Genomic DNA, 13,526 nt, shown 5'->3' with positions numbered 1-13,526 from the left:
AACTAGTGCTTACCGGTAAAGCCAGCCGGCAACGAAATCCGAGCTTTTAGACCCGGTTCGCCTGTTGTGAGTTCCAATGATCCGCCGTGGCGTTCAGCAACCCGAACAACAATTGGCAACCCAAGACCGCTGCCGTCACTATTTGCTGACACTTGCCCGAAACGTTGCAAAGCTGTTTGGATTTCTTCCTGGTTCAAACCTCGTCCGTCGTCCTCGACCGATATGGACACAGCAGCCTCATTGCTCTCGCAAGATACCGATATCCGGGAGAGCTTCGGCCCTCCATGCTTCAATGCGTTGTCAATCAGATTGGCAACGGCCTCACGTACCATCGTCCTGTCAGCTGTTATTTCCAGAACCTCATCACCCAGTGAAGCGTCAATTTCGATGCCACGATGCGGCACTGCTTGAAATTCCAAGACAAGTTCATTGAGCAGATCCCGCAGAGAGAGATTTCCTTCTCCGACGCCGGACTTATGGATTTTGCACGCTCATAGGTCAGAAGTTTTTGCGCAAGCTGGCTTGTCTCTTTTGCGGCCTTTACGAGATCGTCGGCGCGCTCTCGCATAGCAACTTCTGATCTTGCCGAGCGGACGGATTCGGCCAGCGCCAGCACACCGGCCAGGGGATTGCGAAGTTGATGAGCCGCATTTGAAATGAATTCACCTTGCGTTGCCATGGCTTCGGAAACCTGGCCAAGCAACCGGTTTAGCGTTCGCACTATGCCTTTCACTTCCGCTGGAACCGCGCGTTGGATCGCTTTCAAGTCATCGCCGGATCTAAGGTCAATTGCTTGCTGCAGATCGTTCAAGGGCCTCAGCCCGATCCTGACGCCGAACCAAACGATAAGTGCAAGAGACAGGATAATCGACGAAATCACGACGAGGGATCGCAATATCAGCGCGCGAACAAAGGTTGAGCGGATCCTGACATCCTGCCAGACGGTCGTTGTGAAGACCCCGCTAAATCCATCCACTTGCATATGGGTACGCATGCGATAACCACGGACTTCGCGACCCAGATACTCGCCGTTGAAGTATACCGCATTGAGGTCTCCGTCCGTCGCGGTTGGAATGCCTGCTGGTGGCGTCGCATATCCCGCAACAATGACACCGTCGGGTGCATAGACATGATAGTAAACGCGCCCGCCGGAGGTGTCGGCAAGGATCCTGCGCGTTTCGACCCCTAGCGCATCGCCGCTGGAAAGGGCGACGTCATTGGATACAGCAAGTGCGGCTGATTGCAGGCTTCTGTCGAACACGTCTCCAGCAGTTAGTCGTGCATTGTTCAGCTGCCAGAACCCCGCAGCACCGGCAACGAAGAGGAGGGGGATGAGAATGATTAGGGTCAGACGGATGCGAAGAGAGTACGACCTCTTCATGATGTGGCCCTGTTCAAGGAATAGCCGATACCTCTGTGAACGTGGATATTGACGCCGTGTGGGCTCAGCCTTTTGCGCAGGCGAGAGACATAGACTTCAATGACCTTTTCATCGGTTTCGCTGCCAGCTCCATATAGCTGATCGAGCAGGCTGGCCTTGGAGACAGTGCGGCCATTGGCGTTCAAGAGTGCGGCCAGCAGCGCAAGTTCTCTCCTTGGAACTTCCAGGACCTCACCCCCATCGAGAAGCTGCATCGAACCGATATCGAATTTGAGTGCGCCAACATCTTCAAGTTGCCGGGGTGCGGTGGCTTTGCGCCGGCCTAGCGCACGAATGCGTGCAGCGAGTTCTTCCATCTCGAATGGCTTGACGAGATAGTCATCCGCACCTGCGTCAAGTCCAAGAACCCGATCCTGCGTATCTGATCGCGCAGTCAACAGAATGACAGGACGAGGGTCGTCTCGTTCCCGGAGTTCAGCCAGAAGCTCAAGCCCGCTCTTGCCCGGCAAGTTGATATCAAGAATGATCAGGTCTCCATCTTCCTGTTTCAGGAAGAACTCGGCATCTTCTCCGTCATGGAGAATGTCCACAGAGTGCCCGGCATCCCGCAATTGGTAGGCTATGCCTTTGGCGAGGCTCACATTATCTTCGACCAGCGCGATCCGCATGTTTTTTCTTTTCGATGAAAGCTTGCTGCAAGCTTCGCAGGGAAATCTGGATGCATCAAGCCGCTTTTCGGGCGGTCTGAACGCGCAGCAGTTCAAACCAGATTGACTGCGCCATTGGGAGGAGAAAATGGTTCTAAATAAATTAGCGCGCAAGCTCGCGCTGAGTGTCATGTGCGCAGCCGGTACTATGGTTCCAGCGCAAGCGATTGCCGAAGGTCTTGATCTGGCGGGGAAAACCGTGGAATGGGTAATCCCGTTCTCAGAGACAGGTGGTTCGGCAAAATGGGCAAACTTCTATGCGCCCTTGTTGAGCGAAGCGCTGCCCGGTACTCCGACGGTCGTTGTCAAATTCATGCCTGGTGCCGGTTCCACCAAGGGAGCCAACTGGTTTCAGAACCAGAAATTCGGCGACAGCGAAGGCACTGTGATTTTCGGTTCCTCCGGCTCGACCCAGTTCCCGTATCTGCTCGGAGACCCTCGCGTTCGTTATGAGTACAAGGATTGGAACGTTGTTCTGGCGTCTGGAACCGGCGGTGTCGCCTATTTGCCGCCAGACCTTGCCGGAAAAATGAATGGAAACGATGCCAGTGCGCTTCGTGAAACAGACTTCATTTACGGCTCACAAGGAGCAACCCGGCTCGATCTTGTCCCCTTGCTAGCCTGGGAAATGCTCGGTTTGAACGTGGAGCCTGTCTTCGGCATCAAAGGCCGCGGCGATGGTCGTCTGATGTTCGAACGTGGTGAGGCGAATATCGACTACCAGACGTCTTCCTCCTATCTGAAAGGCGTTACACCGTTGGTCGAAGCCGGCACTGCTGTCCCGATGATGAGTTGGGGTGCGTTGGATGCAGAAGGCAACATTGTCCGTGATCCGACCTTCCCGGATATGCCGACATTCAAGGAAGTCTGTGAAGCAACTGAAGGATGTGAAACCTCGGGTGCCAAATGGGATGCCTGGAAAGCCTTCTTCATCGCCGGATTCCCGGCGCAAAAAATGGTGTTTCTTCCAAACGGCGCATCTCAGGAAGCGATCGACACCTATTCAAAAGCCTTTGAAACCGTCAAGGCACGTGGAGACTTTGCCGAAATATCGTCGGGTCGCCTCGGAAAATATCCGCAAATGACCGGTACAGAAGCCGACGGCGCACTGAAGAGTGCAACGGAAGTTCCAGGTAGCGCCAAGGAATTTGTGGTTGGCTGGTTGCAGGAGCGCTACGGCGTTTCGCTGAAATAGGCCGAACGGACTCTCGACCCGCCCGGGTTTGACCGGGCGGGCACTGCAAAACTTCTTTCAAATCAGAGACGATCCAGTGGACATTCTCGGTACCGCTATGCCTGCGCTCGCCCAGGCCTCAGCGATGATCTTTCAGCCAGCAGTTCTCGGATACCTCGTCCTCGGCGTGGTGATGGGATTGTGTATCGGTGTCTTTCCCGGGCTTGGAGGCATTGCAGGCTTGTCGCTACTGCTTCCCTTCATGTTCGGTATGGACCCAGTTCTTGGCCTTGCGTTGATGATTGGCATGGTCGCGGTTGTGCCGACATCCGATACGTTTGCCTCTGTACTCATGGGAATTCCCGGTTCTTCTGCGTCTCAGGCAACGGTCCTTGACGGCTTTCCGCTTGCGAAAAAGGGCGAAGCAGCACGCGCCTTATCTGCAGCCTTTGCATCGTCCCTGTTCGGTGGTCTGGTTGGCGCCGCGTTCCTCACGGTTTTCATTCTGGTTGCCAGACCTATCGTGCTTGAGTTTCGCACACCTGAACTGTTGATGATCACTTTGTTTGGTTTGTCGATGGTCGGAATTCTGGCCGGGCAGGTGGCTATCAAGGGCATCGTCGCCGCCGGCCTGGGCTTGATGGTCGGCACGATCGGCGAGGGCGATAGCGCCGGCGCCCTGCGCATGGCCACATATGACATGCCATATCTCACCGACGGGCTGAAACTCGTCATCGTTGGTCTCGGCATCTTCGCGATCCCCGAAATTGTTGCCCTTCTTCGTCAGGACCGCGCAATTTCCGAGCGCTCAATGCTCGGCGGCGGCTGGCTGCACGGCGTGCGTGACTGGTTTGCCAATATCTGGCTCAGTGTGCGCTGCTCACTTATCGGTGTCACGGTTGGCGTCATCCCGGGGCTCGGCGGTTCGGTGGTTGATTGGATCGCCTATGGCCACACCGTCCAGACGTCGAAAGACAAATCGAAATTCGGCAACGGAGACGTGCGCGGGGTCATCGGGCCGGAAAGCTCCAACAACGCCAAGGAAGGCGGCGGCCTGGTGCCGACCTTGCTCTTCGGTATACCCGGGTCGGGTTCAATGGCGGTTTTCATTGGCGCTGTAGCCCTGCTCGGGTCGGGTCAGATCGAGGTGGGCCCCTCGATGCTGAAGAACAATCTCGACGTCACATACGCGATTGTCTGGCTACTGGCCCTGGCGAACGTGGTCGGTACGGTCATCTGCATACTAGGCTCCGGTGGCATAGCGCGTTTGACCACCATTCCGTTCGCTTTGCTTGCCCCATTCCTGTTCATGATCATTTCATTCGCTGCCTTCCAGTCAGGTCAAAACCTGATGGATCTGGTCGCACTTTTCGCCATAGGTCTTCTCGGCATTCTGATGCGTCGGTTCGACTGGTCACGGCCGGCGTTCCTGATCGGCTTTGTGCTTTCCAATCCGGCGGAAACCTACGCCAACCAGGCAGTGCAGATTGCCAGTTCGCGGTTCCGCAAGGGATTTGCAGAAGGCATGGAATACATCTTCTCGCCAATCGTGATCATTCTCATCTTGGTGACGATCGTTTCTATTGTGGTCGGATTGCGCCAATCCAAGAATATCCGTGCAGAAGGCGATGTTGCGACCGGAACCAAGCGCGCACCGCTGGTCTTCCTTTTGGCCATCCTTGGCTATCTCGTATTTGCCTTTACCGATGCTTCGCTTATCCCGGACTATGCATCGGCCGACAGGGTCTTCCCGCAATTTGTCGGTCTCGTCTCAATTGTTGGCTGCCTCATACTGCTGTTTCAAATGCGTGGTGTGAGTGAAAGACACGCGCTCTTTTGCGACAGTGAGGCGGGCAATTCCGAAGACAACCGGCACGGGCTCTGGAGCACGTTGGCGTGGTTTGCCGGTCTCCTGATCCTGACCTCGCTCATCGGCTTCATTCTTGCGCTTGCCGTTTTCCTGGTTGCTTTCATCCACTATCGCGCAGGACGCAGCTTTGCTTACGCCGCCATCTACGGCGCTAGCGGCATAGCCTTCATGTGCGCCATGGCCTGGCTTTTGAACCGCGATTTCCCGCCAGGCCTATTGCAGTCCTTCGCAAAACTTCCTTGGCCACTGACGTGAAGACGACCAGTCGAAACTCCACCGCTACCGACCAACGTAGTTGACCTGATCAGGGAGACGGCCGAATGCTCCAGACATCCACACCTTTCATTTTCATGCGCGGCGGTTCTTCGCGCGGACCTTACCTCAAACGAAGCGACCTGCCGCAGGATCTGGATGTCCTGTCAAAGGTGCTGACCTCAATTCTTGGGTCCGGTCACCCCTTCAACATTGACGGTATAGGCGGTGGAACGGCTGTCACGACCAAGGTGGCCATGCTGTCGAAATCCGACGACGCGTGGGCAGATGTAGACTATTTCTTTGCACAGGTTGGGGTAGAAGAAGAATTGGTCGACTTCAAGCCTTCTTGCGGAAACATTCTGGTCGGTGTTGGCCCTGCGGCAATCGAAATGGGTCTTGTGATACCGACAGGTGACGTGACCGAGGTAAAGATCAGGGCCGTCAATACCGGAATGCTGGTCTCGGAAATCGTGCAAACGCCCGGTGGTGTCGTTGAGTATGACGGTGATGCCAGGATCGATGGCGTTCCAGGGACCGCAGCTCCGATCCAGCTTCAATTTATGAAAGTGGAAGGAAGCCTGACCGGGGCCTTGTTCCCGACAGGACATTCGATGGAGGTCATCAACGATATCCCGGTGACCTGCATGGACGTTGCCATGCCGATGGTGATTGGTCTCGCGCACGACTTCGGACTGACCGGCGAAGAAAGAGTGGAAGATATCGACAAAAACAGAAGCCTGTATGAGAAGATGGAAGCCATTAGGTTGATTGCTGGCGAGCGCATGGGTCTTGGGGATGTTCGAAAGTCCGTAACGCCGAAATTCGGATTGCTGTCGAAACCAAAACACGGCGGAACGGCATCTGTTCGCTACTTCATGCCCTGGAACTGCCACCCGACATTGGCTGTCACCGGATCCCAGTGTCTGGCATCCTGTTTGTTGGCTCCCGGCACAGTCGGCGAAGGGCTCCTCGAAAAACGTCCAGCCACGCCAGCGACATTGCAGCTTGAGCATCCGATGGGCAAAATGGAAGTGCTGATAGACTACGAAATCCAGCAGGGAAAGTTCACCGTCAAGTCGGCGGGTTTGCTCAGAACCGCCCGCAAACTCGCGACTGGTGAGGTGTTTGTGCCTGCAACTGTCTGGTCACGAAACTGACGGAATTGCCATTCATCGAATTCCACAAACGGGTGCTAAGCGTGAAAACCGAATACGATGCACATATCGAGGCCGCAATCCTTGCACTTCTGATCGCTCGTCAACAGATAGCCGATGAAATCAAGAACTACCCAACGCCTGTCGCCGGCTGCGACGTCCAATACAACGGCCTGTTGTCCAAACGGGCGCAGGTGACAAGGGCACTCGATGCCATGAACTCCGAGGTGTTTGTTCCCACCCCAAGAACGCTTGTTGCAGGAGGCGGCGCAGAAAATCGATGAAAGTACATATTCTGGATGACTGGTTTGACACGCTGCGCAGCTTGGCCTGCTTTGACAAGCTTCAAGGTCATGACGTCACGGTCTGGACCGATCATGTTGAAGACATATCAACCCTTTCTGACCGTCTTCAAGAGGCAGACTGTCTTGTGCTGTTTCGAGAGCGAACAAAAATTACCGCTGAGCTCCTCAACAAGCTGCCAAACTTGAAGCTGATTTCCCAGCGAAGCGTCTACCCACATATTGATGTTGCAGCCTGCACACAAAATAACGTCCTTCTTTGCTCCAACATGCATTCAGGTACACCGTCTTATGCCGCGGCGGAGCTGACACTCGCACTGATACTTTCAAGCTATCGGCAAATTCCGGAACAGGTTGCATCGATACGCGAAGGAAACTGGCAAATGGGTGTCGGTCGAACCCTGCGCGATCGCACGCTTGGTCTTTATGGGTATGGGCGCATAGCAAAAGCAGTTGCCACATATGCGCAAGCCATAGGTATGAACATTCAATGGTGGTCCTCTGAAGCTGGCAGAGAACGGGCAAGGGCAGACGGCGTTCAACTCGCAGAAAGTCGCGAACTCTTTTTTGCAACATCAGATATTGTAAGCCTGCATGTCCGGCTGAAACCCGAAACACGTGGGATCATCACCGAACAAGACCTGGCGGCGATGAAGCCACGTTCGTTGTTGGTCAATACATCCAGATCAGGCTTGATCGCGCCCGGTGAACTGGAGGCTGAGATCGCAAAAGGTCGTATCTTTGCGGCAGTTGACGTCTTCGACACAGAGCCAATGTCCGATGTCAAAAATCCGCTTTTGACCTCTCCAAATGTTTTGGCAACGCCGCATATTGGCTACGTCACCGAAGACGAATTCGATCTTCAGTTTTCTGATATCTTCGATCAGATCGTTGCTTATGCAGATAACAAGCCCATACACATGATCAATCCGGAAGTTATGGTCTGACGCAGAAAGCAAGACCTCACCGGATTCGCGATCCAATTCACAACCATTAACTTGGATCACCTACGGGCGACCTGGCTTAAGATATCCGATCTTGATTGCAGCGCTTAAAGACCTTAGGCACATCTCAATCCTTGTGGTCGCGACGGATATTGAATTTGAAGCAGGTCGACCAAAGCTAATTGTCATGACCCGGGCGGATAGGTTCCCATGGAGTTTTTTGAGAACGCGAGCGGCCGCGAAAGCGACATTTGCAAACTCTTCGGCAACGTTTTTGCAGAAGCAGAAGGTGCTGAAGAAGGAAAATTGATCCGGCAACTGTCGCGTGATCTCCTGCGGGAGACTGCCTCGGGTGATCTTCATACGTTCTATGCTATCGACAAAGAAAACGTCGTCGCAGCCATCATGTTCTCCCGGATGGTCTTCGACCAGGATGATCGCGATGTCTTCGTGCTCGGACCTGTCGCAGTTGCGACAGCACGCCAAGGTGAAGGGATTGGTCAAAGCCTCATAAACTTCGGATTGAAAGCGCTCGCGCAAGCCGGCGTCGAAGTTGCCTTGACCTACGGCGATCCGAAGTTTTATTCACGGGTTGGCTTTAAACCGATCACCGAGGAAGACGTGGCTGCGCCATTCAAGCTGCAATACCCATTCGGATGGCTCGGGCAATCCCTGACAGCGACACCTCTGACCTCCATCAAGGGATCATCCCGGTGTGTTACAGCGATGGGAAAACCTATTTATTGGTGAATTCCGGTCTTTGCACAGCGCCCCAGATCAATCGATCCACTTAGAACTTCAATGCCAGGCACTTGGCCTGGCAAAGAGTATCCGCTCCCTTTCTTAGGTGGGCGATGGGGCGAAAGGGAGCGGATGGGAGTGTGCGGTCCTACCAACCAATTCCAGTGTAATTGGAAGAGGCAGGGAGCGGAGCTGAAATACGGACGAGGTCCACAATCACTGCGTCTTCTTTTTTGGACTCCAACACACTCCGAAGACCTGGGATCTTCTGCGATACGATAATCGCATCAGCGTCTTCGACTGCTTCTGCGGCAGCCTCCTTCAAAAACTCCGGCAGGTCTTCAACGACATCCTTAAGGTGAGGGGCTGCGTATTGCATGTAGTCAAATTGTTGTTTGATGTGCGGTCCCGGCTGTATAGCGGGATCAAAAGCCGTAACTTCGACACCTCTATTCTTGAGTTCTGCAATGACCTCGAGTGTCGGACTTTCCCTTAGGTCGTCAGTGCCGGGCTTGAAGGCGACGCCCAGGATCGCGACCTTTTTCGCACCGCTTCTTTCTACAAGACCCACAGCCTGATCGATCTGTTTCTGGTTGGACGGCATCAATGCATCAATCATCGGCAAATCGACGCCAAGTTTATCGGCCAGGTGACTGACTGCCCGAACCTCCTTGGGCAGGCAGGAACCGCCGAAGGCAAATCCCGGCTTCAGGTAGTAAGGAGAAAGGTTGAGCTTCGTATCCTGAACGAAGATGTCCATGACCGCATGACTGTCGATGCCCATGGGTTTGCAAAGCCGGCCAACTTCGTTTGCAAAACACACTTTTGCAGCATGCCAGACGTTATCGACGTATTTTGCGAGTTCAGCGACTTCAACGGTCGTCACGATTGGGGATTTGTCGACTGGTTCGTAGATCTTCGACAGAACCTCCGCAGTCTTGGTATCCGTTACACCAATCACAGTTTTGGGCGGTTCATGAAAGTCTACGACTGCCGTACCTTCGCGCAAGAACTCCGGATTGAACCCAATTCCAAAATCGACGCCGGCAACCTTGCCCGAATGCCGTTCTATGATCGGCTTCATAATATCGAGCGTCGTACCGGGGGGAACCGAACACCGAAGAACCACAACATGAAACGCGGTTTTGTCTGCGAGTGCCTCACCGATGCCTTTTGCAACAGCCTCAATCGCTCGCGTATCGCAACCACCGTCCTTGCTGGTCGGTGTGCCAACGGAGACGAATGTAACATCCGTTTCGCGAACAGCTCTGTGCAGATTGGTGGTTGCAGAAAGCAGATCTTCGGAAACGCCACGGGTCAAGAGCTCGGACAGGCGGTCCTCATGAATAGGGCTGTTGCCCCAGGCAATTGAGTCAACTTTCTTCTGGTCAATATCGGCACCTACAACGCGGTGCCCGAGAGAGCTGAGACAGGCAAGGGAAACCGCACCGACATAGCCAAGACCAATGACGCTGATCGAAGCCTTCGGCTCTACAATGCTGAAGGGAAGCCTGTCGATTTTCTGGGCTGTATTGAGGTTGCCGATATACATGTTCATCTGTTTTCTCCTGGAAACATCGTTCTGGGATACAGAGAACAAGGACCGTGCCAATACGTATGAAATTGAATTATAATATATTTTACAGACACTTATTTAATTTAACGCTGAGTGGATAAGAGTTTGCAATTCCGAAAATCAAAAAAACGAATTCAAATTTGCGCAAATTGAAAAATCCGCCAGGTAGCTGCATGCAGGAGTTAGGGCTGCCCAAAATTTGGGTCCCGTTCTTGCCGAGCCATATGGGCGTATATTTATAATGAACATGGCAAGCGATCGCAGGCTTGGCAGGTTTTGCAAATTCAGATGTCTCAGTTGTCGTTTCGCAAAAACCAAACTGGCAAAGTCACCATCGTCTCAAAGGCATCATATCGTAAATATCTGTTTTATTTCACATTTTAGATATTTTCCAATTGAGGGAACAACTGGCGAAGTCTTTGCAATTGCTTCAACAAACCCTTTTCAAAGGAGAAGCAGATATGTTTCCGAAGCCAAATTTCGCCCCGGTCGGTCGTGTATCCGGACCCATCTCTCGCACTGTAAGCCAACTGAATAATGTCTTTCTTTTGGACTTGGACGTGTTGGTCCGCAACGATCAAGCGCATTTGGAACATGACTTGGCGAGTTATCTTGAAGACTTCGCAAAACTGCGTCCCTGCTATCTGCTGAGCCGGTCAAGCTACAACGATGTCCTGTTGCGCCTACCTGAAAGGCTCATCAGATCATTGACCGGAGTTTTTGCAAACTCCGGCTCTGAACTCTGGTCTCAGAACGAGATCATGATCAGGCATGAGCACGACTTTTCCGACGATCTTTTCGAATTCGTCGCGAAGGTTGTGCAGCAAAGCTCTTATCCAGCCAAGCGAACGCCAACAATCGAATGTGGTCCAGCATCACTCCGCATTTGCCTTGCCGGCACCAACAGCACCGCAAAACAAATCGAGGACTACAAGAAATGGGAGAATGAACACAATGAGCTCACGGTCATATTGGATGAGTTCAGTGCCCGTTTCCCGAGTTATGAAGTCTATCGGGATACAGACCACAGTCTTCTGATCATGCCGAGTTCCTTCAACAGCTCGATTGTTCGCAACCATATAATCAAACGGCACAAATCAGCGCGCCTGATTTCCTATCTCAAGCCCCGTTCGGTCAGCGGTTTTGCCCGGCCATTGCACAACGCTTTTTCCGAAGTAGACATTTGCACGGTCGTAGGCGGCCCCTGTGACGTCAGTCAGCTGTTGAGCTACGAAAAACGTTGTATGTCCGGACAAGAATACCTCTTTGATCTGCCGGCATCCATGCTCGAGGAGGCCTGAGATGCGTTCCTTACAGCCAAAAACCAGCGACCCGGTTGGATGGTCGGTACTGGACAGCCGAAAGGTCTTTGAAGCTGGTGACCGTCTTCGTGTGCTCCGCCAGACGATCAGTCTGCCGGACAGTCGCATAGTGGACGACTACTATCAGATCGATCTGCCTTCATTTGCCAGTATCTATGCCGTCACGGATCAAGATGAAGTGCTCATTCTTCAGCAATACAAACACGGGGTAGGGCAGACCTGTCTCACTCTTCCAGGTGGGCAAATTGATGCCTGTGAAGACCCCGAATTCTCGGCACGTCGGGAATTGCTTGAGGAAACCGGCTATGGTGGCGGCAAATGGGTCGCAGCCCCTACGATGGTGCTTCACGGCAATCAGAAAATTGCCAAATCGCATGTCTTTATCGCCAGTCACGTGATAAAATTGTGTGAGGCTAATTCGGGAGACCTCGAAACATCGACATTGCTCACTGTTCCACGCAAAGAAGTGAGACGGTCAATGCTGAGCGGAAAAACCCCCATCGCCTCACATGTCGCCGCAATCGGTCTGGCGGAAATGTATCTTGCCGATTAGCAATCAATGAAAACGAGGAAACTGACTGACTGCCAGCGAACAGTCAGTTCTCCATCGCATGGGTGATTGAAGCTTCATCGTCAGTTTCGATCGACTGTGTTTCTTCATCTTCCTGAGCTGCCCATATTTCCTTTTTCCGGTACAGCGTGGACGGACTGACCTCAAGCACACGAGCCGTTTTCGGCAAACTGCCGCCACAGGCATCAATGGTTGCTTCAATAAGTTGTCGTTCCAGAGTGTCGTAAGACTGCCCCAGCGAAAGTGTGATATTTGGCCAATCGCCAGCGACGCCACTTTCAGAAGCAAATGAACGGTTTAGCGATTCTGGTACTTGACGAGGAACGGCAACAGTTTCACGTGCGGTGTTCGGCACACGACCGGCCAAAGTCGACAGCATGTCGGTTTCGACGATCGGTCCTTCGTTCAAAACAACGAGATTTCGTATCGTGTTTTGCATTTCTCGAACATTTCCGGGCCAGGAATGCCCCAAGAGCATTTCTTCCGCTTCGACAGAAAAGCCTTCGAATGCCTTTTGTTCTTCTTTGCCGAACTGCAATAGGAAGTGGCGAGCGAGCTCCAAAATGTCAGCGCCTCTGGCACGCAGCGGAGGAAGACCAATCGGCAATACGTGCAGTCGGTAGTAAAGATCTTCACGAAAACGACCGGCTTCAACCTCTTCCAGTGGATCTCGGTTGGTGGCGCAGACAATGCGCACATCGATCTTCTTCAAGCTGTCACTACCGACTTTCTGCACCGTTCCGCTTTGCAGAAATCGGAGAAGTTTGGCCTGAAGGTTCAATTCAAGTTCACAGATTTCATCCAGAAACAGTGTTCCACCATCTGCTCGTGCAGCAGCACCATCCCTGTCCGAGGTGGCGCCGGTGAACGCCCCTTTGACGTGTCCGAATATCTCCGACTCGATAAGGTCTTTCGGAATTGCAGCGCAATTGAGCGGAACGAAGGGCTTTTTGACACGCGGACTGGATTTGTGAATGGCCTCGGCGCACACCTCTTTACCGGTTCCACTTTCACCCGTGATGAATACAGATGCATTCGAACGGGCGACACTCTCGATCATCTTGTAAACGGCCGTCATGGGAAGGGATGAGCCGACAAACCCGTGATTGGTTTTCTGGGTCGTCGGTTTCCGCACTTCTTCGACGACTTCGGTAAGCGTTTCACGTTCCAGCGCATTGCGCGTCGTTGTCACCAATCGTTCTTCGGCGACGGGTTTGACAAGAAAGTCGTAGGCACCGGCCTGCATGGCCTCGACCGCCGTCTTGATTGAGCCGGAACTCGTCACAACCACCACTGTGACAGGCAATTGTTCCTCACCAATCAAAGTCAGCACATCGTGCCCGCTCATATCCGGCAGTTGCAGATCAAGAAGGACAACGCTGATGCCCCCCTTGCGCAATCTGTCTATGGCATCCTGACCAGTTTCGACATGTAGCGTATCAATACCAGCCCGTGAAAGCTGGTGGCCATAGACAGTGGCCAGCGGGAGTGCATCTTCTACGATCAGAACTTTCAATTCACACTCCTCC

The 13,526-nt window shown here is 53.2% G+C and carries 13 protein-coding genes; 8 read left to right on the top strand and 5 right to left on the bottom strand.

Translation table 11 applies throughout. The annotated features are described in order from the left end of the window. Positions 1-2: 2 nt before the first annotated feature. The 3 genes from FIV00_RS30105 to FIV00_RS16215 are packed head-to-tail and all read right to left on the bottom strand — an operon-like array spanning position 3 to position 2,049. Positions 3-404: a sensor histidine kinase KdpD gene (locus FIV00_RS30105; protein WP_209006575.1), complete on the bottom strand. Its 402-nt coding sequence runs from the start codon at positions 402-404 to the stop codon at positions 3-5. Continuing rightward, positions 347-1,381 (bottom strand): sensor histidine kinase, encoded by a 1,035-nt coding sequence (locus FIV00_RS16220; RefSeq protein ID WP_209006574.1) that lies wholly within the window; start codon positions 1,379-1,381, stop codon positions 347-349. The genes FIV00_RS30105 and FIV00_RS16220 overlap by 58 nt, the downstream gene beginning before the upstream one ends. Beyond that, the gene (locus FIV00_RS16215; protein WP_152501716.1) at positions 1,378-2,049 is read right to left on the bottom strand and encodes a response regulator transcription factor; all 672 of its coding nucleotides are present in this window, start codon (positions 2,047-2,049) and stop codon (positions 1,378-1,380) included. Before FIV00_RS16215 ends, FIV00_RS16220 begins: the two co-directional genes overlap by 4 nt. Before the next feature lie 127 nt (positions 2,050-2,176). Here FIV00_RS16215 and FIV00_RS16210 point away from each other — a divergent pair, with 127 nt between their 5' ends. The 6 genes from FIV00_RS16210 (at position 2,177) to FIV00_RS16185 (ending at position 8,537) form a co-directional block, all read left to right on the top strand. Next, positions 2,177-3,283, top strand: a complete 1,107-nt coding sequence (locus tag FIV00_RS16210; protein WP_209006573.1) for a tricarboxylate transporter — start codon at positions 2,177-2,179, stop codon at positions 3,281-3,283. Between the two features lie 76 nt (positions 3,284-3,359). Then, a complete protein-coding gene (locus FIV00_RS16205) occupies positions 3,360-5,387 on the top strand; it encodes a tripartite tricarboxylate transporter permease (protein ID WP_152501715.1) in 2,028 nt (675 codons plus the stop codon). 65 nt (positions 5,388-5,452) lie between these two features. Next, positions 5,453-6,544 carry a 4-oxalomesaconate tautomerase gene (locus FIV00_RS16200; RefSeq protein WP_152501714.1) on the top strand — a complete coding sequence of 364 codons (1,092 nt, stop codon included), beginning with the start codon at positions 5,453-5,455 and terminating at the stop codon, positions 6,542-6,544. A gap of 41 nt (positions 6,545-6,585) precedes the next feature. Further along, on the top strand, positions 6,586-6,825 hold the full coding sequence (locus tag FIV00_RS16195; RefSeq protein ID WP_152501713.1) for a hypothetical protein: 240 nt from the start codon (positions 6,586-6,588) through the stop codon (positions 6,823-6,825). Then, positions 6,822-7,790 (top strand): D-2-hydroxyacid dehydrogenase family protein, encoded by a 969-nt coding sequence (locus FIV00_RS16190; protein ID WP_152501712.1) that lies wholly within the window; start codon positions 6,822-6,824, stop codon positions 7,788-7,790. The genes FIV00_RS16195 and FIV00_RS16190 overlap by 4 nt, the downstream gene beginning before the upstream one ends. Positions 7,791-7,997: 207 nt before the next feature. Beyond that, complete coding sequence (locus FIV00_RS16185; protein ID WP_152501711.1) at positions 7,998-8,537, top strand: GNAT family N-acetyltransferase; 540 nt, start codon at positions 7,998-8,000, stop codon at positions 8,535-8,537. Between the two features lie 139 nt (positions 8,538-8,676). On the opposite strand, the gene FIV00_RS16180 is transcribed toward FIV00_RS16185, so the two are convergent. Beyond that, on the bottom strand, positions 8,677-10,086 hold the full coding sequence (locus tag FIV00_RS16180) for a nucleotide sugar dehydrogenase (RefSeq protein ID WP_152501710.1): 1,410 nt from the start codon (positions 10,084-10,086) through the stop codon (positions 8,677-8,679). Between the two features lie 617 nt (positions 10,087-10,703). Here FIV00_RS16180 and FIV00_RS16175 point away from each other — a divergent pair. Both FIV00_RS16175 and FIV00_RS16170 read left to right on the top strand, forming a co-directional pair. Further along, complete coding sequence (locus tag FIV00_RS16175) at positions 10,704-11,405, top strand: hypothetical protein (protein ID WP_152501709.1); 702 nt, start codon at positions 10,704-10,706, stop codon at positions 11,403-11,405. Position 11,406: 1 nt separating this feature from the next. Then, entirely contained in the window at positions 11,407-11,979 is a 573-nt protein-coding gene (locus FIV00_RS16170; protein WP_152501708.1) for an NUDIX hydrolase, read from the top strand. Positions 11,980-12,022: 43 nt separating this feature from the next. On the opposite strand, the gene FIV00_RS16165 is transcribed toward FIV00_RS16170, so the two are convergent. Next, a complete protein-coding gene (locus tag FIV00_RS16165; protein ID WP_152501707.1) occupies positions 12,023-13,513 on the bottom strand; it encodes a sigma-54 dependent transcriptional regulator in 1,491 nt (496 codons plus the stop codon). Positions 13,514-13,526: the final 13 nt, after the last annotated feature.

This window comes from Labrenzia sp. THAF82 (genome assembly GCF_009363435.1).
In the GTDB taxonomy this organism is placed as follows: domain Bacteria; phylum Pseudomonadota; class Alphaproteobacteria; order Rhizobiales; family Stappiaceae; genus Roseibium; species Roseibium porphyridii.
This window is presented reverse-complemented; position numbering and strand designations above follow the sequence as displayed.

Excerpts from the sequence above, each read along its gene's own strand:
- FIV00_RS16220 (WP_209006574.1), bottom strand. The coding sequence starts at position 1,381 with ATGAAGAGGTCGTACTCTCTTCGCATCCGTCTGACCCTAATCATTCTC.
- FIV00_RS16215 (WP_152501716.1), bottom strand. The coding sequence starts at position 2,049 with ATGCGGATCGCGCTGGTCGAAGATAATGTGAGCCTCGCCAAAGGCATA.
- FIV00_RS16210 (WP_209006573.1), top strand. The coding sequence starts at position 2,177 with ATGGTTCTAAATAAATTAGCGCGCAAGCTCGCGCTGAGTGTCATGTGC.
- FIV00_RS16200 (WP_152501714.1), top strand. The coding sequence starts at position 5,453 with ATGCTCCAGACATCCACACCTTTCATTTTCATGCGCGGCGGTTCTTCG.
- FIV00_RS16190 (WP_152501712.1), top strand. The coding sequence starts at position 6,822 with ATGAAAGTACATATTCTGGATGACTGGTTTGACACGCTGCGCAGCTTG.
- FIV00_RS16185 (WP_152501711.1), top strand. The coding sequence starts at position 7,998 with ATGGAGTTTTTTGAGAACGCGAGCGGCCGCGAAAGCGACATTTGCAAA.
- FIV00_RS16180 (WP_152501710.1), bottom strand. The coding sequence starts at position 10,086 with ATGAACATGTATATCGGCAACCTCAATACAGCCCAGAAAATCGACAGG.
- FIV00_RS16170 (WP_152501708.1), top strand. The coding sequence starts at position 11,407 with ATGCGTTCCTTACAGCCAAAAACCAGCGACCCGGTTGGATGGTCGGTA.